Here is a 25,977-nt window from a genome sequence, read left to right as displayed (position 1 = left end):
CGGAATATGAACAAAAAAAGACAGCAAGAACCGAAGTCCTTGCTGCACAGGATAGAAGCAATTTAGCATTGACTTCTTCCTAAAACTTTAATCAAAAATATTTGTTTTATAACACAGTACCTATCGCAGGTCACGGGAGTAGGGACGCGGATTTGTCGGCTTAATATTGGTTTGTTGGTTAAGTTAATTATTTTCTCACTAATGGTGCCGCTTATTGGCGATTGATCGCTGTTGGCAGCCGTGGCTCAGTACTAATTACTTATTTTTAGTCCTCAGTTTTTCCTTAAGGTCTTTAATATTTTGTTCTTTTATTTTAATTGAAATGGCACCGTGTTCAGCTTTTGATCCAAATTTTTTGATAGCTATTTCTTTATTCAAAACATTTAGATTTTCTATCCAACCTAAATCAATTAAACCTAATTTCTCATTGTCAATTTCAATCTCATTTTTACCTAACACAAGAAAAAAGTAAGGTACATTTTCTAATTCTTGTGCTTTACAGAATAATCTAATGTTTTTATTTTCATTATTAATTGTATCTGAAACTTGTCCGCTAACTGAAATACAAATCAATAATGTGGTTGTTAATAAGAAAAAATTTTTCATAACTGTTATAGTTGATTAGTGAAAATTTCTGGCATTACTGCCTACGGTTTCGATTATCGCCAGTTGGCGGAGTTAGGGACGCGGATTTGTCGGCTTAGTATTGGTTTGTTGGTCAAGTTAATTATTTTCTTCTAACGCTGCCGTCTATTGGCGATTAGCATCAATGAAAAAGCAGTAATCGGTTATCTTTAAAATTCACTAAAACATTAAAGATATGGAAACCCGAGTTACTGCCTTACCAAAGTTATTCATTGGCCTTGATATCCACAAGTCAAGCTGGAAGATTCATTGTAGTACCGATCTTTTTTCAGGTAAATCCTTCAGTATGGAGCCACATTGCGAGATCCTTTATAAATATGTTCGAAAGCATTATCCGGATCACCAGGTTAGTATTGCCTACGAAGCAGGGTGCTTTGGCTATGCCGCACATCGGAAGTTTGAATCTTACGGATGGCAGTCTCTGGTAGTAAATCCAGCAGATATCCATCGTAAGGGTAAAGAACAGTATACTAAGACCGATCGTATCGATGCCCAGCTCATTAGCCGGGAACTCAAAGATGGTCGTCTGGAGAGTATCCAAATTGTTGGGGAAGAGCGAGAATGTTTTCGAAGTTTATTTAGAAGACGCTATAGTCTGAGCAAAGATCTTCGACGTATTAAAAGCATGATCAAGATGCAACTCTTGTACTTTGGGGTAAAGCTTCCTCGGGAATTTGATAACGACCACTGGAGCCATGCCTTTCGCACTTGGTTAGAAGTTCAGGAATTCTCCCATGGGACGGCTAACGAGAGTCTGGCTAGTAAACTTCGAAGTTTTCGATTTCTGGATCAGGAATTCCGACATATTTCTAATCAAATAAGAGCTTACGCGCGTACCCATTATAAAAAGGATTATTATTTGCTAAAGAGTGTTCCTGGGATTGGAGGTATCGTAGCAGCTGGTATTCTAGCCGAGTTAGGTGACCTGCGACGTTTTAATACCCTGAAGCATCTGGCTGGTTATGTTGGAATAGCACCTGGTATCTATCAGAGTGGGGCTACTTCTCGAACTACCGGGATGACCCCCAGGGCTCAGCGTTTAATGCGATCCTATTTTGTAGAAGCCTCTTGGCAGGCTGTACGAACAGATCCTATCATGCAGGCCTATTACCGTAAGCATGTTGGAAAAGATAGTAAGAAGATTATCATAAAGGTGGCCCATAAATTACTGAGTCGGACTTTAGCAGTTATAAAAACAGAAACTCCTTATGAAATAGGAGTGGTAGCATGAAAATAATATAAATGACCAAGCCCTAGACAAACTTATCCAGTACCACAAAACAACGGTGGTGACCATAGTGGATCACATTTTATTAGCAAGTGGACAGGATTATATAACCGGAATCATAGCGATGCTGGTGGCGTTTCAAAACCAAATGACCACAAATAGGAGCCCGGGCAGGTTATTAAGTATTGAATTATTGACAAGCAACTCGAGGAGTGAAAAGGCTTGTCAACAAATTCAACACTACAAAATCATCATCATAATGAGATAAGAGAAAATAAAATATTAAATTTGAGAGAAGCGATTATTGCTTTTCATAGGAACCGTTGTTAGCTGCTTGCTTTTACGCTTTAAGTGTATCTAGCAAATCTATTTTACGGATAATGTGTTCTAAACTGAAGGAACTCGAATTATAATTTGCTCTTTCAATATGACTTATAGTAGATAAAAAATCTGGATCATATTCTTTTCCAAACATTGAGTGTATAAGGAGTTTTTTGTCTTTGTCATCAAAACTTTCTCCTCTTTCATATAATTCTCGTTTTTCATGATGTTCATATTTGAAATTGTTATAAAACATTAAAAAGTAAACTTCAATAAACATAATTTCTCTCCGATTTCTATCTGTGACTGAGTCTGAGAACAAATCAAATAATTCGTTTTGTAAATCTGTAAACGATAGTTTTTTATTGACTATTTTTTGGTAAAATTCATCTTTTAGCGTTTTAATGAAAATTAGTACTAAATAAACTGAAGGATAAACATAATTATTAAAAGTATAGGTGCGAAGCGATAACCTTGACAGAATTAATATACGTTCTTGTTGGCGGAGAACAACTTCTGAATTATTAAAAAGTAACTTACATGTATTCAAAAATCTTTCTTTATCATCTATAAGTTCTCTATACTTACTGCGTTCTGGTGATTGGAAAAACTCATCAAAGTTTAATTTTTCGATCAAGTATTTGTAGAATAAATCATTTGGAGGTTTAGGTATCGAGTATTCTACATCAATAAATCTTCTTAAATATTCATCAGAATTTATCCTATCACTCCCATATACTCCTCTAATAGCATTTCCTAACTGTTTTTTATCTATTGAAAGCACAAATACGATATTGGGTACAGAGAAAAAATGTTTGATTTGTTCTAATATACTTACTGCATAATTTGGTCGACATCTATCTAATTCATCAATTATGAATATTATAGGTTTCCCTTCATTAGTATCTGCAATAAATTTCGCTAAGCTTTTTTTGAAAGTTGTTATTCCTATTTTTTTCTTTTGGTAATTATTTACATCATTTTCGAAAATATCTGCTAAACCCTTAGTGGCATTTACGATTACATCTTTTATGTCTTTCGTATCTACAATATATTTGTCAACTAATGCTTGTGCTAAAACGGGTGCTAAATGTGTAGTTAGAATTGAGGCATTTTTTAGAGCTTTCTCAAATTTAGGTTTAGTTTCTTTATTTGTAAGAGTTTTCAATTCACCCATCAATGCTGTTAGTGGGTTGTCTTCAAAATCATTTTCCCAGGCATTAAAGTAAACCGTTTGAAAGTTTTTGTCAATTAGTGATTGTTGCCACATCTTTACAAAGGTCGTTTTTCCTTCGCCCCATTTGTTATTAATTGCTAGAACAAAACCATCATAATAATTGCTAACTATATCAGTTAAGACATCTGAATATTTTTCTCTTTCTAGTTTACAATTTTCGAAGGGTTTTCCCGGTTCTATTTCTAAAATTGGATTTTTCAGACTCATGTTTACTATTGGAATTTTTCTTAAAAGCTTGCAGCTAACTCCTTTTACCCGGTCTAAAATAAAGATTTAACCAAGACCCAACCGGGATATGCTTAGATTTTCAAAGGTAATTTATTGTCAAATCTTAAAACTGTGGGAAACCGTAATTTTTAGCCTATTTACCAACAGGCTTTGAACTTTTTTATTAATACAATAGGAAGTTTTGTGGATGAGTAGGTAATAATTAAAATAACTTTAGCGCTAATCTTCTAAAACCCCGGCTTCTTTTAAGTATTTTAAAATTTCCTCTTTAGGTAATGCTTTTATGGTTCGGCCTTGAAAACCTATGATGGTTTCGGCCATAAATAAAGAATTTAAAATAGCTTCTTCGGTAGCTTCGATGGTTGCCATAAATAGCGGCGACATTAAATCGTTAGGCACTACTTCCTGTGTTAAGGTTTTTGTCACTATTTTATAAGGAATTCTCATTCCTTTGGCGGTAGAAAAAGCGATCACATAATCGCCGCTGCCATTGGAAGCGATCCCGCCGGTTTTTGCCAGTCCCAGGAATGCTCTTTTAGCCAGGCGTTCCAGGTTTCGGTTGTTCAAAGGTGCATCGGTAGCGATTACCATCATACAGGAACCGTCTACATTATTCAGTAAATTATTGCTAAAACTGTAGTTTCTCAGCTTTTGCCCCACCGGTACGCCGGCAATTTGCAAAACCCCACCAAAATTACTCTGTACTAAAACGCCTAAAGTATATCCGCCCAGGCTTTCGGGGAGTTTTCGGGAAGCGGTACCAATCCCGCCTTTATAACCAAAAGCGATGGTACCCGTGCCGGCGCCAACGTTTCCTTCAGCCACTTTTCCGGTTTTCGCATTTTTAATCGCTGAAATTACATCTGCGTTCTTTACGTGTTGCCCGCGAATATCGTTTAAGTAGCCGTCGTTAGTTTCGCCAACCACGGCATTTACCGAGCGCACGTTTTCATTTTCGGGCAGGTTTAGCGTATATTTTATCACCGCATCCATCGCGGTGGGAACGTTTAAAGTGTTGGTAAGGATTACCGGGGTTTCCAGATTTCCCAGTTCATTAATTTGTGTGCTTCCTGCCAGTTTTCCGAAGCCATTTCCCACAAAAACCGCTGCGGGTACTTTCTGCTGAAAAATATTCCCACCGTGCGGAAGAATAGCCGTCACGCCGGTACGCACCGAATCTCCTTTTACCAACGTAGTATGTCCAACTTTTACACCTTCAACATCGGTAATCGCGTTTAGAGCTCCTCTTTGCATCACCCCAATTTTCAGCGGTATTTCCTCCACACGTTGCTGTGCGTTTATTAAATTCAACATACAAAAGAATAGCGAAGTGAGCAGGAGGGAATTTTTCATTGATAAAAATATTGGCGCTAAGGCTTTAGTTTCGGGAAGATACAAAATAGTTTTTTTGCTATATTTTGAAATTACTGAATGTGATTTTAACCATAACGGCCTACTTTTATTTCCGTAGCAAAACCGGGCTGATTGTCAGCGGCGGGCAGAGGAGCATTGCCTAGCGCAGCGGTTGCAATGCGCAAGATAGGCAATCAGCGTAGTGTTTTCAAGGAGAGAAAAGTAAGCCTAGCGTTTTTTGGTTCTTTTTTGGGCAATGCAAAAAAGAACAAAGAGAAATATATTCTATGCTATTCCTTTAAGTATTAACCTGCTGTAATTCAAATTATAGATTGTATCTTTGCACCCGCTTTTGAGAGACTGTAAAAAGTTTTTAAAACGTCATTCCGTCCCAAAGCTTCAGGACAGCTTGACAAAGAAAAGTTTTTAGAGCAGCTTTTAGAAAACAATATTATTATGAGGACAAAGTCGATAAAGAAGAACCGTATTAATGTAGTAACCCTTGGTTGCAGCAAGAATGTGTATGATAGTGAGGTTTTGATGGGACAGCTTAAGGGCAACAATAAAGACGTGGTGCACGAGCAGGACGGCAATATTGTGGTAATTAATACCTGCGGATTTATAGACAACGCCAAAGAAGAATCGGTGAATACCATCCTGGAGTTTGTAGAACAGAAACAACAGGGAGAAGTAGATAAAGTTTTTGTAACCGGGTGTTTAAGCGAGCGTTATAAACCAGATCTTCAAAAAGAAATCCCTGATGTAGACCAGTATTTTGGAACTACAGAACTTCCGGGTTTATTAAAAGCGCTAGAAGCCGATTATAAGCACGAATTGCTTGGTGAGCGTCTAACAACCACACCAAAGAATTACGCTTACCTTAAAATTGCCGAGGGTTGTGACAGGCCCTGTTCTTTTTGTGCTATTCCGCTAATGCGTGGTGGCCATAAATCGACACCAATCGAGGATTTGGTTACAGAAGCTAAAAATCTTGCCGCGAATGGCGTAAAAGAATTAATTCTTATCGCACAGGATCTAACCTATTACGGACTTGATCTTTATAAGAAAAGAAATTTAGCCGAATTACTTGAAAATCTTGCTAAGGTTGAAGGCATTGAGTGGATTCGTTTACATTACGCATTTCCTACCGGTTTCCCAATGGATGTGCTGGATGTGATGAAGCGTGAGCCAAAGATCTGTAATTATATAGATATCCCGTTGCAACATATCAATACTGAGTTGTTGAAATCTATGCGCCGCGGAACTACGAGTGAAAAAACTACAAAACTGCTAAAAGATTTCAGGAAATATGTTCCTGAAATGGCCATTAGAACCACACTTATTGTAGGTTATCCGGGAGAAACCCAGGAGCAGTTTGAGGAAATGAGAGATTGGGTAGAGGAGATGCGTTTTGAGCGTTTAGGCTGCTTTACTTATTCCCACGAAGAAAATACACACGCCTATAATTTGGAAGACGATGTGCCACAGGAAGTGAAACAAGATCGTGCCAACCAGATTATGGAAATACAGAGCCAGATCTCCTGGGAGCTAAACCAACAGAAAATTGGTCAGATCTTTAAAGTGGTGATCGATAGAAAAGAAGGAAACTACTTTGTAGGTAGAACCGAGTTTGATTCGCCTGATGTTGATAACGAAGTGCTAATCGATGCGAGTTCAATTTACCTAAAGACAGGGGAATTTTACGAAGTAAAAGTGACCGATGCAGCCGATTTCGATTTATATGCTGAACCGATTCACGAAGCGCCAAAACCGGTAAGAAAAGAGTTGAAGGTTAAAACGGTATAAAGTTCGTAATCCGGTAACTTTCAATTCTTATACTGAAAAAATATGCCCTGCGGAAAAGGCGTCCATAAACAGGCTCTAAGTCCGGAAGCTTTTAATGCGGAATTTGTCCAGGTATTGCAGGTTTTAAAAAGATGGAAAGAAGTTTCAGCTAAATAGAACGCATCATCCTGGTAATAGTGTAGATCTGAAACAGGTTTAATTTTACTCTTATTTTCTGCGTCTACAGTTTCTAAAATATATTCAGTTAGCTTTTTATATTGATCTTCTGAAACCGAAATTTTTACCAGGTTTTCTGAACTTGGTATTTTTTCATAGAAGCGAGTGTGTAATGCACTTTGTGATCTTAGAAGAAGCGCTTTAAAAGCCACATCCAGTTTTAGATCTTTCCATTGAGGGGTATTTCTATAAAAATTAAGATCTCCCCATCCAAACCCGATAAATTCCGAATTCTGAGGATTTGATAGCGTATGTTCCGGTTTAAAAATCCTGTCCCACTTTATAATTTCTGAATTTAACGGTAGCAAAATATCGGTATGCATATCTTGTTTATAAAGATAAATATCAATTTCCGCGTTCTTAGTTTCAGGATTGGAATTCACAGGAATTATTGATCCAATTAGTGCTAAAACCAGGTAAATTATAGGTGGAGCCAATAGGATCAAAAGGAATTTAAAGAAGTAGCGTAAAGCTTGTTTCATTCTTTTAAATTATGAATTATTTCCTATTTATAGTATGTCGTCAGTTCGAGTAGGTTTCTAAGGCGGTAGCCAAAGAAACCATATCGAGAACAGCTACCGAAGTCCCACAACACTTCTCGATACGATCCCGATTACCATCGGGCTCACTCGAAGTGACGAGCTATTTGAGCTTAAAATTTTTTCATTTTACAGGGTGTTTCGTCAGTTCGAGTAGGTTTTTGAGGCGGTAGCCGAAGAAAACTGTATCGAGAACAGTTGATGAGTACTATTACCACTTCTCGATACAATCCCGATTATCATCGGGCTCACTCGAAGTGACGCGCTATTTCAGTTTCATATTTTTATTTTCTACAAGGTGCTCCGTCAGTTCGAGTAGGTTTCTAAGGCGGTAGCCGTAGAAAGCATATCGAGAACTAACTGAAGTTTTTCTTAGCCAGATTCGGTAAGTCTTCAAACCTCCCATTTATTAAAGCTTTCTTTTTAGCTCGAGACCATTTTTTAATTTGTTTTTCTCGAATTATTGCAAAATTAATATCTGTAAATTCCGCGAAAAACACCAGTTTTAAAGGTCTTCTTTTAGCGGTATATCTCTCAGGATGAGCTCCGCCTTGATGCTCAATCATTCTTTTTTCAAGGTTAGAGGTAACTCCAGTATAATAGGTGTTATCAGCACATTCCAGGATATATACAAAGCTGACTCTCATTATGCAGTTATTAAAGGAATAATAAGTTACTAAATTCTCACGTTAGTTCGAGTAGGTTTTTGAGACGGTAGTCGAAAAAATCATATTGAGAACAGTTGATGAGAACTATTACCACTTCTCGATACAAGCCCGATTATCATCGGGCTCACTCGAAGTGACGAGCTATTTCAACTTCATAGTTTTATTTTCTACAAGGTGTTACGTCAGTTCGAGTAGGTTTTTAAGGCGACAGCCGTAAAAACCATATCGAGAACTTCTCGATACACTTTCGAAAACCTCCCGGTTTTCAAAACCACTCGAAGTGACAAAATTATCGAAGGAATGGAAGAAAAGGAGGCATCTTGCTGGCTAAAAGCTCCATATAAACTTTAAAAAATTTATTATCTTACCTCTATATTCTAAAACCTATGCCGCAAATTTCTAAAAAAGTCACTTTTTTCCGAAGAAACTACTTCTTCATTATGGGAGGGATTTGGTTGTTTTTTGGGATTACTATGTTAATAGTCAAAACTTACGATGTTATGGCTTATGGCTATACAATCATCGGACTCGTTTATGCCGTGGTTGGTTATTTCAAAAAAGACCTGCCATTAGAATTTATCCGTTGGGATGATGAAAAAATAGAAATTAGCGAATGGCAACAGAGCACTAGATTTTATAGTTGGGAGAGGATTGATGGTATAAAAGTTTCAGCCACCAACCTGACCATAAAGTCGGGACCTGCAGGTGGAACTATGGTCGAGCTGAAAGGCTATACCGAAGCCGATATAGAAAAACTAAAAACCGAATTAACTCCCGAGCAAAATTTAGCTACCGCCTGAGATGCAAAAAATTATAAAAAAGACCAGCTTCTTTAAAAGGAACCTCAATTATATCTTTGCATTTTTCTGGCTGTCAATGGGCTTCGCTTTTTACTTGAATTCTGATTCAGGGCGATATTTAGTGTCGACCTTATATGGAATATCAGGTATTTTATATGCCTGGCTTGCTTATAAACAAAAAGATAGAAACACCGAATATATCGCCTGGGACGAAGAAAAACTGATCGTTGCCAGATTACATCAAAAACCAAAGGCCTATTATTTTAACCCAGAGGTAAATATCCATTTAAGCAATTATAACCTGATTATAAAGGCACCCAGGGCAACTGGAGATATGGTTGAATTAAAAGGGTTTACTGGAGAAGATCTGGACTTACTTCGAGAGAAATTTGCAAATCCAGCCGTTGCCTAATTTTTAATTTTCGAAATTAGTTTAAAGTCAACGCTATCGGCTTCGTTTAATTTATATTGAAAAATTGCTTCGCCGGCTACGTGCCCGTCCTCATAAGCAGCCCAGATAAATCTTTCGTTTAGAATTTCAGAATCTACAAATCGCATTGTACCTCCTAAGACAGATTTTTCGGGAATAAGCTGGGAATTTCTTTCCAGGGATTCCACTATGTAAACTTCCGGGTTTTCCAGGGAATCAAAATCTTTGCTAAAAACTACTGGGTTTCTACTTTTTAGTAATTGCAATTCTTTTTCCAGTGAGTCTTTTTCAATCTTAAGTTCAGTAACATCAGCTTCAAGATTGTCTATTCGTAATTTTGTTTTTTCCTTTTCAGCTTCGTTAGTACAACTAAGCAATAATGCTAACACGGGGAGTAAAAATATCTTTTTCATTCCGCTAAACTAATTGAATTAAACTTTCGGAAATGAGAAAAAATTCATAAAAAATAGTTGATTTTTGAATTGGTTAAATGAGTTAAAACTTCTGATTTAGACCTCCCAGGTTTTTAAAGCCTGTGAGATTTTACACTTCAGTCAAATCTTTATTTACAATTCCTGCATCACTAAATAGGTGGTGTAGCCTAAGTAAAACACCAGTAGAATTAAGGCTTCCCAGCGATCTAAACGCTTCCGTTTTCCGGTGAACATTGCTAAAAGCAAGAAAAGTGTACCTCCGGCCAGTATATAAAGATCCTGGTTGAAATTCAGGTTAAAATCAATGGGTTTTATTAGAGAGACTGTAGAAAGAATAAGGAAAATATTGAAAATATTAGAGCCAATAATATTTCCTACAGCTATATCGGCATTTTTCTTAGTTGCGGCCACAATAGAGGTTGCCAATTCGGGTAGAGAAGTACCTGCAGCAACAACCGTAAGCCCAATAATTTTCTGACTAATTCCCATATTTTCGGCAATATCTATGGCGTTATTCACCACCAATTGTCCGCCCAAAACGAGTCCGGCGAGGCCTCCAATTATAAAAATTGTTGTTTTTAAAGGCGAAAGAAGTTTAATATTATCTTCTTCAGCTATGTCATCATTTTTAAGTTGGTTGTAGACATAAAATAGAAATGCCAGGAAGCAAAAGAGTAAAATAAATCCGTCAAAATTGCTTAAAAGACTTGTTTGACCGGGAGAAATAATTTGGTCGTTAACCATCATAAAGAGAATGACCACCGCAAGTAGCGAAATAGGGATCTCTTTCCAGGCAGTGCTGGATTGCACTGCTAGCGGCGTTATAAGGCCGGTAATTCCGAGAATAATAAAAAGGTTGAAGTTATTACTGCCAATCACGTTTCCAAAAACAATGTCAGAATATCCATCGGCGGCGGCAAAACTATTCACCACCAATTCTGGCGCTGAAGTTCCAAAAGCTACGATGGTTAGACCGATAGCAAGATTTGAAATATTGAATTTTTTGGCCAGGGCAGAGGCGCCATCAACCATATAATTGGCTCCAAAAATTAAAATTACCAGGCCTAAAACGAGTAACAAAGAAGAAGTGATCACTATTCTTTAGAATTATTTAATAAAACAGGTTTTCCTAAACCAAGCTCTTCTAATTTATCCATTTGGGTTTCGGCATCGCCTACAATTAAAAAATACATTTTTTCAGGGTTGATATATTTCTCTGCTAGTTCGCGAATATCCAAAACGGTAAGCTCGTTTACTGTTTTTTCACGTTGCTTTATAAAATTTGCATCGCGGCCAAAAGTGCTTATTTCGCTAAGCATATCTAACTTAGAGTTTAAAGTTTCGAACTTCCTGGCGTTACTCTTTATCATAAATCCGCGGGTAACTTCCATATCTTCACCATCAAAACTAGAAGGATAATCTTCAATAATTTCTTTAATTAGTTTTACGGCATCGTAAGTAATATTAGTTCTTACTCCGCTGGAAATTAAAAATGCACCTTTATTTTTTCCTGCATCAAAGCCAGAGCGAATACCGTAGGTGTAACCTTTTCCTTCTCGTAATTCCTGGGTGAGCTGCGAGGCAAAGCCTCCGCCTCCCAAACGGTAATTCATAACTTCAGCTGCATAAAAATCATCATCGGTAGCGGCCAGGGCAGGAGCCCCAAATCTTATAACCGATTGTTTTGCGCCGGGTACATCATAAAAGTAAATCTGCGATTTCTCCGGAAGCTGAGGTTGAGCAACTTCCGGCATTTTAACCGATTTAGGTGGCCAGGCAACCGAGAGACCACGAATTCCTTTTACCGCTTCCTCTTTTTCAATAGCACCGGCTACGTGAAAAACACTGCGTTTTGGAGAAAGATTTTGGGAATAATAATCTTTTAGATCTTCTAAAGTAATGGCCTTTACCGAAGCTTCGGTTCCTAAATTATTTTTTCCTAAAATATGATTTTCGCCATAAATAAGCTTTCTAAATTCGTTATTTGCAATGCTATTAGGATCGGCTTCCTGCCTTTGAATTCGGCTAAGTGCCTGTTGTTTTATAAGCTTAAATTCGGTAGAGTCCCATCGAGGTTCCAGTAAGACCTCCTGCACTAGGTCTATAGTTTTTGCATAGTTTTTAGCAAGTGTGCTTCCGCTTAAAACCATTTTTTCATCCTGAGCATTTACTTGAATATCTGCGCCTAATAACTGAATGGCTTCCTCCAGTTCTTTAGGAGTTTTATTTTTAGTGCCTTTAGTCATTAAATTGGCTAAAAGATTAGAAACTCCAACTTTATCTGGACTTTCAAGCAATAAGCCTCCCTGCATTTCCAGGCTAAATTTTACTAAAGGAACTTCATTATTGGTAATTCCGTAGAGTTTAAGTCCGGATGGAAGTGTTTTTTTCCATATATCAGGTGCGTTCAATTCCGGGGTGCTGCTATAGGGTGGTTCTATACTACGGTCAAAACTTGAAGCAGTTTTTTCGTAGGAAGCATCTGCGGAAGCATTAATTTCTTCTTCGGCATTCTCAACTATTTTTTCTTCTATAACTTCAGCTTCTTCAGAGTTTTTCAGGGCAAGTTCGGTTTGACCTTGCGGTACAAAGCTTGTAGCTACAAAATGCTGGTCTTTAATATATTCCCTGTAAACACGTATAACATCTTCTGCAGTAACAGCCAGTATTTTTTCTACGTCTTTATTAATATAATTCGGGTCGTTAGCGAAAATTTGATATTGAGCCAGTTGGAAACCTTTTCCCAGAACGCTGGAAAGGCTATTGTAAAAATTGGTTTCCTGCTGCGCTTTAATACGTTCTAAGTCGCTCTCCGGAATACCTTCGGCCTCAAACTTTTTAAAGGTTTCAAAAACTGCATCTTCCACAGCATCTAAATCAACTTTGTTATAAGCGGTAACCTGAAGCATTAGTTGTCCCGCTAATTCTGAAGTATAATTAAACATTTGTACGCGATCTGTAAGTTCTTTTTCTGCAACCAGGTGTTGATACAGGGGAGCGTTTTTTCCGTCACTTAAATAATTTGCTAAAACTTCTAGCGCATAAGAATCTTCGTGATAAGAATAAACGCTAGGCCAGGCGATGGTTAGTTCTGGTAGCCTGGCGAAATTATCTTCGTAATACAGTTTTTTGGTTTCATCCAACTCTACCATTTGTTTTTCCTGGCGAGCTACCTCCGGACCACGTGGAATTTCATCAAAATATTTATGAACCCACTCCTTTGCCTGTTCCCTGTCAAAATCTCCGGCGATGGTAAGCGTTACATTGTTTGGAACATACCAGCGGTTATAAAAATCCTTTACGTCTTGCAGGGTTGCATTTTGTAGGTCTTCTAAAGAACCAATTACCTGCCAGTTGTAAGGATGATCTTCAGGATATAGGTTTTTATCCAATACATACATGGTATGGCCATAAGGACGGTTATCTACGCCCTGTCTTTTTTCATTTTTTACTACTTGCTTTTCTTTTGCAAGCACAGGTTCGGTAACAGTATTTATAAAATAACCAAGTTTATCGGCTTCAGCCCAGATCATTTTTTCCAGAGCGTCTTTTGGTACGGTTTGAAAATAATTGGTACGATCCCGGCTGGTAGAACCATTGGCGCCAGAACCGCCAATTCTTGCACTCAGTTTATCAAGTCCGCCTTTTCCAAGGTTTTCAGATTCTAAGAAAAGCAAATGTTCAAAAAGGTGTGCGAAACCGGTTCGACCTTCTTTCTCCCGGGCAGAACCCACGTGAGCCGTTAAAGCTACAGCCACTACGGGATCTGATTTATCGATATGAAAAATAACATTTAAGCCGTTTTCCAGAGTAAAAGTTTCAAAATCTACATTGAATTCGGTTGATTCCTGGGCTTGAATAGTTGAGGAAAGCGCAAAGCTGCAAAGCAGTAAAAGTATAATTCTGAATTTCATTAAGATGAAGTTTTAGCTACCCAAAATTAGTGTTTATTTCGATTATTTCAGAATAAATCATTTGTGTCATCGCAAGGACTGCGATAGCGGGACGTGGCAATCTAGAGCTAAAAAAAGCCACGAATGCACCAACAAAGATTATTCGTAAATTCGTGGCAATAAATTTATAGACTTCTATAAGCTGAATTTGTTATTATTCACAAAGAAAACTGAGTTTGCGAAGAACAATTTACCATTCTCCCAAAATGCACGGAACAAAGGATTATCTACCATATAAATAATACTTCCGCTTCCCATTCTTTCTTCTCCGAAGATCAGCGAATTTTCCAGATTTTTTATAGCTGAACTTCCTGCAAAACCTGCAACTATTTCCGGTTTTTGAACGTAGGAAACATTAAAGCCTTTATCCAGGAATTTGTAGCTGTCACTGCTTAATTTTAAACTCAAATAAGTGGCGCCGTAGCCAAAAGCCATAGGATGTGTATTATCTAATTTGGTTTTTATAATGCTCCCTGTAATCATATCTTTCGCCGCTTCCCGCTCTCTTTGTGCATACGGAATTAAATTCTCTGTAGCCGTAGAATCTTTAGCTTCTGATTTGTTTTCTTCAAGATTAAAACCATCTTTTCCGGCAAAGGTGCCTACAGCGCTACCAATAGCGATAAGTTTTCCGCCATTGCTCACCCAGTCCTTTATTTTTTTCAAGGTATCTTCATCTAAAACACTGGAATAATAACCTTCCGGCATTATGAGGACATCAAATTGTGCAAGGTCAATATTTTTAAAATAGTCAGTATTTAAAGAGGTTAGCGGATAATTAAGGTCCTGTTCGAAAAAGTACCAGATCTCGCCATAATTTAAAGAAGAAGTGCCTTCGCCTTTTAAAACCGCAACTTTTGGCGGATTGATAAGTTTTACCTCAGGAGATCCAAAATCGGGTCCGCTACCGGCAAAACTTGTGTTTGCCGCGACAAGTTGTCTTTGATGTTTAATAGCAATTTTAACTACAGTGTTGTTGAAGTCTTCTTTGGTTTTATTATCACTTTTTGTAATGATCAAACTTCCCCGATCAAATTTCTTTCCTTCGCTGGTAAAAGGAATTTCAGTAAAACGCACCTTAATATTTTCCTTTAACAATTCGGCTAAAAATTGGGCGTCCTGCAAGGCGTTCCATTTTGAAACATAACCAGCTCCTGAAGGATTTGGTGTATTTGTAATGTCAGTATTTGTAGAATTTTCTTCTGAAGAAACTTCGCGTGTGCTCGCTACTGCTTCCAATCCATAAGCATAAGGTAAACTCCAGGCAGTAATATCATAGGTTAGAGAATCGGTTAGGGTAGTGGAAGGTTCAAAAAGCACCTTTACCATTTTACCTTTCGGCTGGTTCGTATTGATCACCAAAGTATTTTCGTCAGCATTAAAATTTCCTCTTTTACCTTCGGAATAATTAAAGCCTTTTAACCTTCCGGCTGCTGCATTTTGATACTTAATTTCGTGCTTATCCAGCAATTCTTTTAGCGAAGCAATTTTATCTGCATTTCCCTTTACCGCGAAAGATTTATATTCCAGATCTTCATTATCAAAATACTTTTTGAATTCTGTATTTAGAGTTTCCGTATTTCTACTGGCTACTTCCACGGTTGAAAGCCCGGTGGTGTGGTGATGCGCTACCCGATCTTTTAAAGTGAGTTCGTAACCTTCATCGGTATTAATTCCCAATCCGGCACGGCCGTGACCAGCTTGCTCGTAGGTCATCCCAATGGCGCCCATATAAGTTGGATAAGTATCTCCGTAACTTGGGTACAGTAAATCGAAACGTTCTTTGGTAAAAAACAGCCAACCTTCCGCATCAAAATATTCAGCGTGATTTTTTCCAATTTCAGTTTGAAATTCCCTTTGCAAAGGCGTGATGATCTCGTGAAATGGTTCTGCTGCCGGGGCAAAATAATAAGGCTCATTGATGCCCTGTTCATGAAAATCTACGTGAATATGTGGCATCCACTGGTTGTAAATTTTAAGACGTTGCTGGGTTTCCACCTGGGTGGCCCAGGCCCAATCTCGGTTAAGATCAAATAAATAATGGTTTGGTCTTCCGCCCGGCCAGGGTTCGTGATGCTCAGCTGCCACTTGCAAAGGATTGTAAGGCTCTGCCTTTACCTGGTTGTACCAATTGGCGTAACGATCACGACCATCGGGATTAACGCAGGGGTCTATGATCACCACGGTATTTTCCAGCCAATCCTGTTTTTCGGTGATCAAGGCATATAAAGTTTTCATGGCTGCTTCGGTACTGGAAGCTTCATTGCCGTGCACATTGTAGCTTAACCAAACGATAGCTTTATCGGCATCGGCTTCAGATGCTGTTATTCCGGTGTTTCCAAGATGATTTTTTCTAATTTCTTCCAGGTTTTGTAAATTTTCTTCCGAAGAAATCACCGCATAGGTAAGTGGGCGCCTTTCGTTGGTTTTTCCGTAGGTATGATATTGTACCAGCGGAGAATTTTTAGCTACCTGTTCAAAGTAATTCACAACATCCGCGTGACGGGAGAATTGCTCCCCAATTTCATATCCCAGGAATTCTTCCGGACTTTGTAATTGTGCATTGATTTGTAAACCTAAAAATAGAAAGACGACAGCGAGTAAAGTTGATTTCATTGATTGATTTTAATGTTGAATAAGAATTCTAATTTCTAATTACGTCACCCTGAATTTATTTCAGGGTCTAAGGCTTTAGATTTTGAAACATGTTAGAAGCTGAAAACAAGTTCAGCTTGACGTTTGATTATAAACTACCAATAATCGAGTAAAAACAGTATATAGCGCCAAATTAACTAAAAATTAGCGAATAAAATTCTTAACTTCGGTATCTTTACCATCCAAAAAATTGCTAATGCCAACCGAGTGTATTCCGTACAAAGAAACCAATTATTTTAACGAGCTTATTTTAGATTATCTCGATGAAAAAGAGGAGCTAAAAACTTTCTATAATCGTTTTCCAAACCTGGAGAATTTTAAAGCGCAAATAGATGAAAAGTCTTCTTTTCCGCTAAAAAATCGAGAAATCCTGGTGAAAGCTTTAAAAGAGCAATATTCTGGATTGGAAGTTTCAGAAGCCACACAAAGAAATATTGATGCACTGGCAGAGGAAAAAAACTTTACTGTGGTAACCGGTCATCAACTTAATTTATTTACCGGTCCGCTTTATTTTTTATATAAAATTGTTTCCACAATTAACCTTAGCCGAAAATTAAAGGAAAAATATCCTGAAAATAATTTCGTGCCGGTGTACTGGATGGCCACCGAAGATCACGATTTTGAGGAGATCAATTTTTTTAATTTAAACGGGAAGAAGTTTCAATGGGCAAATGCACCTAAAAATGCTGAAAATGATGCCGTAGGAAATTTATCTACCGATGGCCTGGAAGATGTTTTTAAACTTTTTTCAGCTGAAATTGGTGGCGGGAAGGATGCCGATTTTTTAAAGGAATTATTTAAAAAATCTTACCTGCAGCACGATAATCTTGCCGATGCAACTTTATATCTCGCCAACGAACTTTTCAAGGAAGAAGGTTTGGTGATACTGGATGCGCAGCAAACAGAACTCAAAAAGCTTTTTATCCCTTATGCTGAAAATGAACTTTTAGAACAAGTTTCTCATAAAACTACCACGCAAACTGCCGAGAAGTTGAATGATCTTGGGTATAATGTTCAGGTGAATCCAAGAGAAATCAATCTGTTTTATTTAAACGATGGTTTACGTGAACGAATTATTGAAAGAGACGGCGAATATTTTGTACACGAGACTGAAATACAATGGAGTAAAGATGAAATCCTGAAGGAATTAAAGGAATTTCCCGAGAGATTTAGTCCAAATGTGATGCTTCGTCCTTTATACCAGGAAGTGATTTTGCCTAATCTTTGTTATATAGGCGGTGGCGGAGAGCTCGCATACTGGTTGGAGTTAAAAGAATATTTTAAAGCTGAAAATGTTGTTTTTCCGGTTTTATTGCTTCGGAATTCGGCTTTGATCCAATCAGCAAAACTGGATGAAAAGCGAAGAAAATTAAATATTTCAAACAAAGAATTATTTTTGAAACAGCACGAACTTATCAATAGGAAAGTACGGCAAATTTCAAATATTGATATTGATTTTTCTGAACAGAAAGAACATTTGGTAGAACAATTTCAGCAGATGTATGAACTGGCAGAGAAAACCGATAAATCTTTTCTTGGCGCGGTAAAAGCACAGGAAGTAAAACAATTAAAAGGCCTTGATAATCTTGAAAAACGTCTTTTAAAAGCACAAAAACGAAAACTGGAAGATGAGGTAAGTAGAATTGCAGCGCTTCAAAATGAACTCTTTCCGAATAAAGGATTACAAGAGCGCCAGACCAATTTTTCGGAAATTTATGCAGAATACGGCCCCGAATTGATTTCAGTATTATTAAAAGAATTAGACCCGCTGCAAGCGGAATTTAAAATTTTGACCTTTGGAAAAGAATAAAATGCATACCATAGATATGGACCTGGTAGAAATGACGTTAGACGTTATGAAATATACCATAGACCGTATCTCTAATATTACTCCCGAAATGGGAGCCCCAAAAAACGAAGAAGAATTATTTAGAATTGTGGGCCAAACCGTAACCCCAGAGGGAATCGGGGGAGAGAACGCTTTTCAACTTTTTCGTGACGTTTTAGTTAAAGCGACGGTGCCCATAGATCACCCAAGACATTTAGCTTTTGTACCCGCTGCACCAACACGCGCAGCGATTATGTTCGACTTAGTGACATCGGCTTCCAGTATTCATGGAGCATATTGGATGGAAGGTGCCGGGGGAATTTTTTGTGAAAACCAGGCGATGAAATGGCTGGTTTCGCTTACCGGTTTACCCGAAGGCGCTTTTGGCGTTTTTACCAGCGGTGGTACCGCGGCAAACCTATCAGCTATGGTGGCGGCAAGAGAAGCGTGGCGTTCAAAAGACAGCCAGAATGTAGGAAAAAAAGCTTTGATGCTTACTTCTCACGGGGCACATAGTTCTATACAGGCCATGGCAAAGGTGATTGATGCCGATGTAGTTATGATAGATTGTGAAGAAGAAAATCTTACCGGCCGCGAACTGCAAAATGCAATTAATGAATTGGAAGAAAAAGACCGAAATCGTCTTTTTGCAGTAGTCGCTACCGGTGGAACCACAAATGCAGGTATTATAGACCAATTAGATACCATTGCCGACGTTTGCGAAAAGGAAAATGTATGGTTTCACGTAGATTGTGCATACGGTGGTGGTGCCTTGGCCGCTCCTTCGGTAAGACACTTGTTTAATGGAGTGGAACGAGCCGATAGTATTACGATAGATCCGCATAAGTGGTTGTTTTCTCCTTACGATTGTGGAGCGGTTATATATAAAGACCTTGAATTGGCAAAAAATGCACATTCTCAAAAAGGCGCCTATCTTGAAATTTTTAAAGACGATGGCGCCGAAGGCTTTAACCCGGCTGATTATCAAATTCAATTAACCAGAAGAATTAGAGGAATGCCGCTTTGGTTTTCTTTAGCAATGCATGGCACGAATAAATATCAACAGGCCATTGAGACCGGAATTGAACTTGCAAAAAAGGCAGCTAAAAAAATTGAAGAACGGGATAACCTGGAGTTGGTTAGACCGTCAAGTTTATCGGTGGTTCTATTCCGAAGAAAAGGATGGAGTCCGGAAGAATATAGAGACTGGACGTATAAAAATCATCGGGAAGGCCTGGCGTTGGTAACACCAACTACCTGGAAAAAAGAAACCGTAGTTCGTTTTTGTTTTATCAACCCTGATACTACCGAAGAAGATATTGATATGATTTTGGATACCATGGATTAGAAGTAAAGAGACCTCACAGGTTTTTAAAACCTTTGAGGTTTTAACTTTCAATCAATCTCATAATTTAACCGCATCGTAATAGATGCGGTTTTTTTCTTATCGCCGGTGTTGTAAGCGCCACTCCAGGAATAATCCTCTCCGCTATTCTGTCCGGTGATCTGGAAAACGCCCATATTGGCATTTTTTAATTCCCCTAAACTTCCTCCACTATTTTCAGCAATTTTCTCCGCTCTTAATCGGGCATCCTCAGTAGCTTTAGAGATCATTTCAATTTTAAGATCGGCGAGTTTGGTGTAATAATATCTAGGCGGGGTAGAATTAAACTGTACCCCTTTGTTAAGAAGTTCAGTGATCTCACGAGAAACTTCTTCTACAAGCTCTACATCTGCAGATTCAATTTTTACATTCTGAGTAAGCTGGTATCCCTGGAAGATGCTACCCACATAATTTCCATTTTGGTATTGATTTTCTCGCTGCTCTGATGTTTGCACCGAATTAAAAACAATATTATCTTCTTTAATTCCTTTTTCTATAAGGTAAGTTCTTACTGTTTCTTTATCAGAATTCAAGTTGTTGTATGCTTCTTCTAAATTGGGGCTCATTCGGCTAAAACGACCTTCCCAAACAATTAGGTCAGAGGTGAAATTTTCACTTCCGGAACCGGTTACCGAAATAACTCCATCGGGATTCGCCCTGCTCACATAAGATTCTCCCAGGAACCAGGCAGCAATCACAATTGCAATAGCAAAAATTATGGCACTTATATATTTCATTTTGTGAAATTGAGGGTTTGTAATAAAGATAGAAAATAAATCGGTTGGCTATTTTATTTTTGTCTCAAATTCTTACTTTTGCCTATGCAAAAAAACGTACTCATTTTAGACTTCGGCTCGCAGTACACGCAACTGATTGCAAGGCGTGTGAGAGAACTCAATATTTACTGCGAAATTGTTCCATTTAACAAAATTCCAGACGATATTTCAAGCTTTAAAGCGGTGATCCTTTCGGGGAGTCCGTTTTCAGTTCGTGGAGAAGATGCTCCGCACCCAGATCTTTCTAAGATTCGTGGGAAACTACCAATCCTGGCAGTATGTTATGGAGCGCAGTATTTTGCCCATTTTCACGGTGGAAAAGTAGAAGCTTCAGAAACTCGTGAGTATGGAAGAGCAAATCTTTCAGTAATAAAAGATGGCGAAACCTTGTTTGACGGGATTATGGAAAACTCACAGGTTTGGATGAGCCATAGTGATACCATAAAAGAATTGCCGGCAAACAGCGTGAGAATTGCCAGTACTACAGATGTTTTGAATGCCGCTTACCGAATTGAGGGAGAACAAACTTATGGGATACAATTTCACCCTGAAGTTTATCACTCTACCGATGGGAAACAATTGCTGGAAAACTTTTTAGTGAAAATTGCCGATGTAGCACAAACCTGGACACCGGGTAAATTTGTTGATCTAACAGTTTCAGAATTAAAGGAGAAAATAGGAGACGATAAAGTAGTCTTAGGTTTAAGTGGTGGCGTAGATTCTAGTGTTGCTGCGGTTTTATTGCATAAAGCTATCGGGAAAAACCTGTATTGCATCTTTGTAAATAACGGTTTGCTTCGTAAAGGAGAATTTGAAAGCGTTTTAGATCAGTATAAAGATATGGGGCTAAACGTTAAAGGAGTTGATGCTTCGGCACGATTTCTGGATGCCCTTTCAGGAGTAAGTGATCCCGAAGAAAAACGAAAAGCTATTGGAAATGCGTTTATTGAAGTTTTTGATGACGAGGCGCATAAAATAAAGGACGTAACCTGGCTGGCACAGGGAACTATCTATCCCGATGTTATTGAATCGGTTTCGGTAAACGGAGGTCCTTCTGCAACCATAAAGTCGCACCATAATGTTGGTGGATTGCCAGATTTTATGAAATTAAAGATCGTAGAGCCTTTAAAAATGCTCTTTAAAGATGAAGTGCGAAGAGTAGGCGCCGAAATGGGAATTGATGATGAGCTGTTAGGTAGACATCCATTTCCAGGACCAGGACTTGCTATTAGAATTCTGGGAGATATTACCGCCGAAAAAGTTCGTATTTTGCAGGAAGTAGATCATATTTTTATCCAGGGATTAAGAGACTGGATGTTGTATGATAAAGTATGGCAGGCCGGCGCTATATTGCTGCCGGTAAGTTCTGTAGGAGTTATGGGAGATGAGCGTACTTATGAGAAAGTAGTTGCCCTAAGAGCCGTAGAATCTACCGATGGAATGACGGCAGACTGGGTGAATTTACCTTACGAATTTTTGCAAAAAACCTCGAATACTATAATAAATCGGGTTAAAGGCGTTAATAGAGTAGTGTATGATATAAGCTCAAAACCACCGGCTACTATAGAATGGGAATAAAATTTGAGCTTAATTAAACTCTCTTTGAGAGATTAAACCAATAAATATGAAATACCTTTTAATAGTTTGTTTTTTATTTCAGCTGTCTACTCTTTCGGCATCAGCCCAGGAATTTAAATACCATACCGTAGAAGCCGGGGAAACTGTTTACAGCATCGCTAAAGCTTATAATATTTCAGAAGAAGCGATCTATAAATACAATCCCGATGCTAAAGGGAATCTAGAGGTATCTTCAAAATTAGTGATCCCGTTAAGTCAACAGAAAAAAGAAACTTCAACTGAAACTGAAGATATTCAGTTTATCACTCATACGGTAAAGCGAAAAGAAACTTTATATAGACTTTCCAAGGATTATAATGTTGAAATTGATGAGATTAAAAGGTTTAACAAGCATCTTTATTCTGAAGAGTTAAAGCGGGGTGAAGAGATCTTAATTCCGCAGCGAAAAAAAGCTGCAGGGAATACCGAATTAGCTTCTTCCAGAGAGCTTGATATTCCTAAAGCTGTCAATCAAGAAATTTCGGAAACTCGTGAGCACGTAATTTTACCAAAGGAAACCAAATACGGGATAGCTCGTAAATATGGGATTACGGTAAAAGAGCTGGAAGAATTGAACCCAAAGGTAGATGTGTTGAAGCCTGGGGTAATGATACGTGTAGGTACCGATGTTTTAGATGAACCGGTAATTCTAACCGATGAGGTTTTTGAATTTTATGAGGTAAAACCTAAAGAAACATTATTTGGTCTTTCCAGAAAATTTGATGTTTCACAGGATTCTTTAATGTCTTTAAACCCTGCTTTAGAAGATGGACTCAAAATAGGAATGGTTCTAAAAGTTCCTAATACCGATGATGAAGACAACTTACCTGGAGAAACTGAAGACCTTGCAAGTGAGGCTGAAAATGAAAATGCTAATAAGAAATTAGATCTATCAAATAAATTAAGCAATTTCAATACGAAAGAGCTCGTGGTATTATTGCCTTATAATCTTAGCCAGATAGATCAGGATTCTATTTCCAGCTATAAGGACGCTATTTTAGATGATCGCGTATTGCGAATTTCTTTAGATTTTTATAGCGGGGTAAAAATGGCGGTAGAAAAGGCGAAAAGCTTGGGGATTTCTACCCAATTAAAAACTTACGATACCCGCAGAAATGTTCAGGAAGTTACCAATATTATAAACTCAAACGATTTTAGTAGCGTAGATGCGGTTATTGGGCCTTTGTTGCAAAACACTACAGAAGCCGCGGCTGCAAGATTAGCTCAATATAATGTTCCGGTGATAAGCCCCTTATCTAACCGAGAAATGAGATCTTATCAAAATCTTTTTCAATCCCGTCCTACCGATGAGATCCTGAAAAATGCGATGTTTGATTACCTGGAGAAAAACGCAATGGGTAAAAATGTAATTATTATTGCTGATGCTGCTAAAAACCAGGAAAAGAACGAACTCACTCAAATTTTGCCAAATTCCAAGGTAATACTTCCTTCTGAAGCTTACTTAAGTGCTGAAAAAATAAAGGGAGTACTTTCTAAAACCCAGGAAAACTGGGTAATCCTGGAGTCTTCAAATATCGGTTTGATAAGTAGTACAACTTCAGCATTAAATCGATTGGCGAGAGAGCATCAAATTAAATTATTCACTACCAATAGAAACAGCGGTTTTGAAGATGATGTGGTAGATAATGAGCATTTAGGTCGACTTAATTTTCATTATCCTTCAGTAGATAAACAGTACGACGATATGATGACTGAAGCGTTTATTGAGGATTATAAAGAACAATTTAATATGATCCCTAATCAATATGTGGTTAGAGGTTACGATCTCACCTTAGATATTTTACTAAGATTGGCTTCGGCCGAAGATCTTTATGATTCTTTTGAAAAGTATACCGGTTTTACTGAATATCACGAGAATAAATTCCATTATACTTCAAAACGAAATGGCGGGTTTTATAATGATGCGGTGTATATTATGAGTTTAGATGAAGAACTTAATTTAAAAGTTGCTAATGACCAGTAAAGTTATTTATACCGGAAGTTTAAGAACCGAAGCTGAACATCTTAAAAGTGGTGCGAAAATAATTACTGATGCGCCTACCGATAATCATGGCAAGGGCGAAGCATTTTCCCCAACCGACTCTGTGGCGACCGGATTAGCCAGTTGTATGCTAACGGTTATGGGAATTAAGGCTGAAGAACTTGAGGTAAACTTAAAAGGAACCACAGCCGAAGTGACTAAAACCATGGCGGCTAATCCCCGGCGAATTTCCAGGGTGGAAATTATGATTAATTTCCCTGAAACTTATTCTGAAAAAACGCGTAAAATACTGGAAAATACCGCGCGAACCTGCCCGGTAATGCAAAGTCTTCATCCAGATATGGAAAAGCTTATTAGCTTTAAATATTCATGAAATTCTGGAGTGTTTTATTCATTTTTGTTTTAAGTCTTCAATTATTAGCTCAAGACACTGAAAAAATATCCTGGGATAAAACCCGGCTTTTAAAATGGGAAGATTTTAAGGCCAATCCTAAAAAACATCTTCCTTATAAAGCTAATACCAATTCCGGACTTTCGTTTTCCTGGAATGCTACAAAAAGTAGCGACGAGACGATATTTACTTATGAAGTTGGTAGTAACTTTTACCCAAAGCGTTCCTGGGTGAAGGAAATTGAAGAAGTAGATTATTTACTTGCCCACGAGCAATTACATTTTGATATCACCGAGTTGCACTCCAGAAAACTTAGAAAAGCTTTAAGCAATTACGAGCCCGGCCCGAAAATGAAAAAAGAATTAAACGATATCTATTCTGAAATTGAACTGCAGCGCCAGCAAATGCAAAATCAGTTTGACAAAGAAACCAACCACAGCATTAATAAAGAAGCCGAATATCAATGGAGGAAATTTGTTGAAAAGGAAATGAACAAACTAAGTGAATATTCCAGTTAAAGCGCCGAAACTTCTTTCCTGGCGGTTTCAAATTCTTCTATTATTTCCTTTACAATTTCAGCGGCAGGTTTTATCTCGTGGATCAATCCTGAGATTTGGCCAATTTCCAGCTCTCCTTCTTCCAAATCGCCTTCAAACATTCCTTTTTTAGCCCTGGCGCGTCCCAATAATTCAATAAGCTGTTCCTTTGATGGGTTTTCAGTATATAATTTCTGAATATCATCAAAGAATTTGTTTTTCAAAAGTCTTACTGGAGCAAGCTCTTTAAGAGTAAGTTTGGTGTCACCCTCCTGGGCTTTTACCACCATTTCTTTAAAATTCTGATGTGATGAAGCTTCTGGGCTGGCAACAAAACGGCTTCCAATTTGCACAGCATCTGCACCTAATACCATAGCGGCTAGCATTCCGCGTCCTGTGGCGATTCCGCCTGCAGCAATTAAAGGGATTTTGATTTTTTCTTTCACCATTGGGATTAGGGTGAAGGTAGTAGTTTCATCTCTACCATTGTGCCCACCGGCTTCAAAACCTTCAGCAACCACGGCATCTACACCTGCTTCCTGAGATTTTAAAGCGAATTTTACACCACTAACCACGTGCACCACTTTAATGCCGTGTTCCTGCAAATGTTTAGTCCAGGTTTTAGGATTCCCGGCTGAAGTAAAGACAATTTCTACTTTCTCACTGATTATAATCTCCATGATCTTATCGATATCAGGATAGAGTAGGGGAACATTTACTGCAAATGGTTTATCGGTAGCTTTTTTACATTTTTCAATATGCTCTATTAAAATTTCGGGATACATAGAACCCGCACCAATAATTCCGAGTCCGCCGGCATTACTCACGGCGCTGGCGAGTTTCCAGCCGCTGGCCCAAACCATTCCGGCCTGAATTAAAGGATATTGAATATTAAAAAGCTGTGTGATCTTATTTTTGGGCATTTGCTTA

Annotated in this window: 21 protein-coding genes; 10 read left to right on the top strand and 11 right to left on the bottom strand. The window is 38.1% G+C overall.

The window, feature by feature from the left end:
* Positions 1-255: 255 nt before the first annotated feature.
* Positions 256-606, bottom strand: coding sequence for a hypothetical protein (locus APB85_RS17170; RefSeq protein WP_057480109.1), 351 nt, complete (start codon positions 604-606; stop codon positions 256-258).
* A 214-nt stretch (positions 607-820) separates the two neighbouring features.
* Here APB85_RS17170 and APB85_RS17165 point away from each other — a divergent pair, with 214 nt between their 5' ends.
* Positions 821-1,876, top strand: a complete 1,056-nt coding sequence (locus APB85_RS17165; RefSeq protein WP_057482355.1) for an IS110 family RNA-guided transposase — start codon at positions 821-823, stop codon at positions 1,874-1,876.
* Positions 1,877-2,213: 337 nt separating this feature from the next.
* Here the strand turns inward: APB85_RS17165 and APB85_RS17160 are convergent, their stop codons facing one another.
* On the bottom strand, positions 2,214-3,638 hold the full coding sequence (locus APB85_RS17160) for a KAP family P-loop NTPase fold protein (RefSeq protein WP_057481348.1): 1,425 nt from the start codon (positions 3,636-3,638) through the stop codon (positions 2,214-2,216).
* Positions 3,639-3,878: 240 nt separating this feature from the next.
* Positions 3,879-5,012 (bottom strand): DmpA family aminopeptidase, encoded by a 1,134-nt coding sequence (locus tag APB85_RS17155; RefSeq protein ID WP_057481347.1) that lies wholly within the window; start codon positions 5,010-5,012, stop codon positions 3,879-3,881.
* Positions 5,013-5,468: 456 nt separating this feature from the next.
* On the opposite strand from APB85_RS17155, the gene rimO reads away from it, so the two are divergent.
* Positions 5,469-6,818: a 30S ribosomal protein S12 methylthiotransferase RimO gene (rimO, locus tag APB85_RS17150; protein WP_057481346.1), complete on the top strand. Its 1,350-nt coding sequence runs from the start codon at positions 5,469-5,471 to the stop codon at positions 6,816-6,818.
* A gap of 20 nt (positions 6,819-6,838) precedes the next feature.
* Here the strand turns inward: rimO and APB85_RS17145 are convergent, their stop codons facing one another.
* Together APB85_RS17145 and APB85_RS17140 are read right to left on the bottom strand one after the other, a co-directional pair.
* Entirely contained in the window at positions 6,839-7,516 is a 678-nt protein-coding gene (locus APB85_RS17145) for a TIGR02117 family protein (protein WP_057481345.1), read from the bottom strand.
* A gap of 413 nt (positions 7,517-7,929) precedes the next feature.
* A complete protein-coding gene (locus tag APB85_RS17140; protein WP_057481344.1) occupies positions 7,930-8,220 on the bottom strand; it encodes a GIY-YIG nuclease family protein in 291 nt (96 codons plus the stop codon).
* A gap of 407 nt (positions 8,221-8,627) precedes the next feature.
* Between APB85_RS17140 and APB85_RS17135 the strand changes: the two genes are divergently transcribed.
* Both APB85_RS17135 and APB85_RS17130 read left to right on the top strand, forming a co-directional pair.
* On the top strand, positions 8,628-9,041 hold the full coding sequence (locus APB85_RS17135) for a YdbT family protein (RefSeq protein WP_057481343.1): 414 nt from the start codon (positions 8,628-8,630) through the stop codon (positions 9,039-9,041).
* A 1-nt stretch (position 9,042) separates the two neighbouring features.
* On the top strand, positions 9,043-9,453 hold the full coding sequence (locus tag APB85_RS17130) for a hypothetical protein (protein WP_057481342.1): 411 nt from the start codon (positions 9,043-9,045) through the stop codon (positions 9,451-9,453).
* Here the strand turns inward: APB85_RS17130 and APB85_RS17125 are convergent.
* From APB85_RS17125 to APB85_RS17110, 4 genes are all read right to left on the bottom strand, one after another.
* Positions 9,450-9,884 (bottom strand): hypothetical protein, encoded by a 435-nt coding sequence (locus APB85_RS17125; RefSeq protein ID WP_103294504.1) that lies wholly within the window; start codon positions 9,882-9,884, stop codon positions 9,450-9,452. The two genes, APB85_RS17130 and APB85_RS17125, sit on opposite strands and share 4 nt — an antisense overlap.
* Before the next feature lie 153 nt (positions 9,885-10,037).
* Complete coding sequence (locus tag APB85_RS17120; protein ID WP_057481340.1) at positions 10,038-11,000, bottom strand: calcium/sodium antiporter; 963 nt, start codon at positions 10,998-11,000, stop codon at positions 10,038-10,040.
* A complete protein-coding gene (locus APB85_RS17115; protein ID WP_057481339.1) occupies positions 11,000-13,819 on the bottom strand; it encodes a M16 family metallopeptidase in 2,820 nt (939 codons plus the stop codon). The genes APB85_RS17120 and APB85_RS17115 overlap by 1 nt, the downstream gene beginning before the upstream one ends.
* Positions 13,820-13,993: 174 nt before the next feature.
* Positions 13,994-16,474 carry a M14 family metallopeptidase gene (locus APB85_RS17110; protein WP_057481338.1) on the bottom strand — a complete coding sequence of 827 codons (2,481 nt, stop codon included), beginning with the start codon at positions 16,472-16,474 and terminating at the stop codon, positions 13,994-13,996.
* A gap of 235 nt (positions 16,475-16,709) precedes the next feature.
* Between APB85_RS17110 and bshC the strand changes: the two genes are divergently transcribed.
* Together bshC and APB85_RS17100 are read left to right on the top strand one after the other, a co-directional pair.
* A complete protein-coding gene (bshC, locus tag APB85_RS17105; protein ID WP_057481337.1) occupies positions 16,710-18,323 on the top strand; it encodes a bacillithiol biosynthesis cysteine-adding enzyme BshC in 1,614 nt (537 codons plus the stop codon).
* 1 nt (position 18,324) lies between these two features.
* The gene (locus APB85_RS17100) at positions 18,325-19,689 is read left to right on the top strand and encodes a pyridoxal phosphate-dependent decarboxylase family protein (RefSeq protein ID WP_057481349.1); all 1,365 of its coding nucleotides are present in this window, start codon (positions 18,325-18,327) and stop codon (positions 19,687-19,689) included.
* A 47-nt stretch (positions 19,690-19,736) separates the two neighbouring features.
* Here the strand turns inward: APB85_RS17100 and APB85_RS17095 are convergent, their stop codons facing one another.
* Positions 19,737-20,462, bottom strand: coding sequence for an SIMPL domain-containing protein (locus tag APB85_RS17095; RefSeq protein WP_057481336.1), 726 nt, complete (start codon positions 20,460-20,462; stop codon positions 19,737-19,739).
* 84 nt (positions 20,463-20,546) lie between these two features.
* Between APB85_RS17095 and guaA the strand changes: the two genes are divergently transcribed.
* Genes guaA through APB85_RS17075 form a run of 4 tightly spaced genes read left to right on the top strand, consistent with a single transcriptional unit; the run spans position 20,547 to position 25,029 of the window.
* Entirely contained in the window at positions 20,547-22,079 is a 1,533-nt protein-coding gene (guaA, locus tag APB85_RS17090) for a glutamine-hydrolyzing GMP synthase (RefSeq protein WP_057481335.1), read from the top strand.
* Positions 22,080-22,125: 46 nt separating this feature from the next.
* The gene (locus APB85_RS17085; protein ID WP_057481334.1) at positions 22,126-24,102 is read left to right on the top strand and encodes an amino acid ABC transporter substrate-binding protein; all 1,977 of its coding nucleotides are present in this window, start codon (positions 22,126-22,128) and stop codon (positions 24,100-24,102) included.
* Positions 24,092-24,493 (top strand): OsmC family protein, encoded by a 402-nt coding sequence (locus APB85_RS17080; RefSeq protein WP_057481333.1) that lies wholly within the window; start codon positions 24,092-24,094, stop codon positions 24,491-24,493. The genes APB85_RS17085 and APB85_RS17080 overlap by 11 nt, the downstream gene beginning before the upstream one ends.
* Complete coding sequence (locus APB85_RS17075; RefSeq protein ID WP_057481332.1) at positions 24,490-25,029, top strand: DUF922 domain-containing protein; 540 nt, start codon at positions 24,490-24,492, stop codon at positions 25,027-25,029. Before APB85_RS17080 ends, APB85_RS17075 begins: the two co-directional genes overlap by 4 nt.
* Here APB85_RS17075 and APB85_RS17070 read toward each other — a convergent pair.
* Entirely contained in the window at positions 25,026-25,970 is a 945-nt protein-coding gene (locus tag APB85_RS17070; protein WP_057481331.1) for an NAD(P)H-dependent flavin oxidoreductase, read from the bottom strand. The genes APB85_RS17075 and APB85_RS17070 overlap by 4 nt on opposite strands.
* Between the last annotated feature and the right edge of the window lie 7 nt (positions 25,971-25,977).

It is taken from the genome of Salegentibacter mishustinae (assembly GCF_002900095.1).
Lineage (GTDB): Bacteria > Bacteroidota > Bacteroidia > Flavobacteriales > Flavobacteriaceae > Salegentibacter > Salegentibacter mishustinae.
This window is presented reverse-complemented; position numbering and strand designations above follow the sequence as displayed.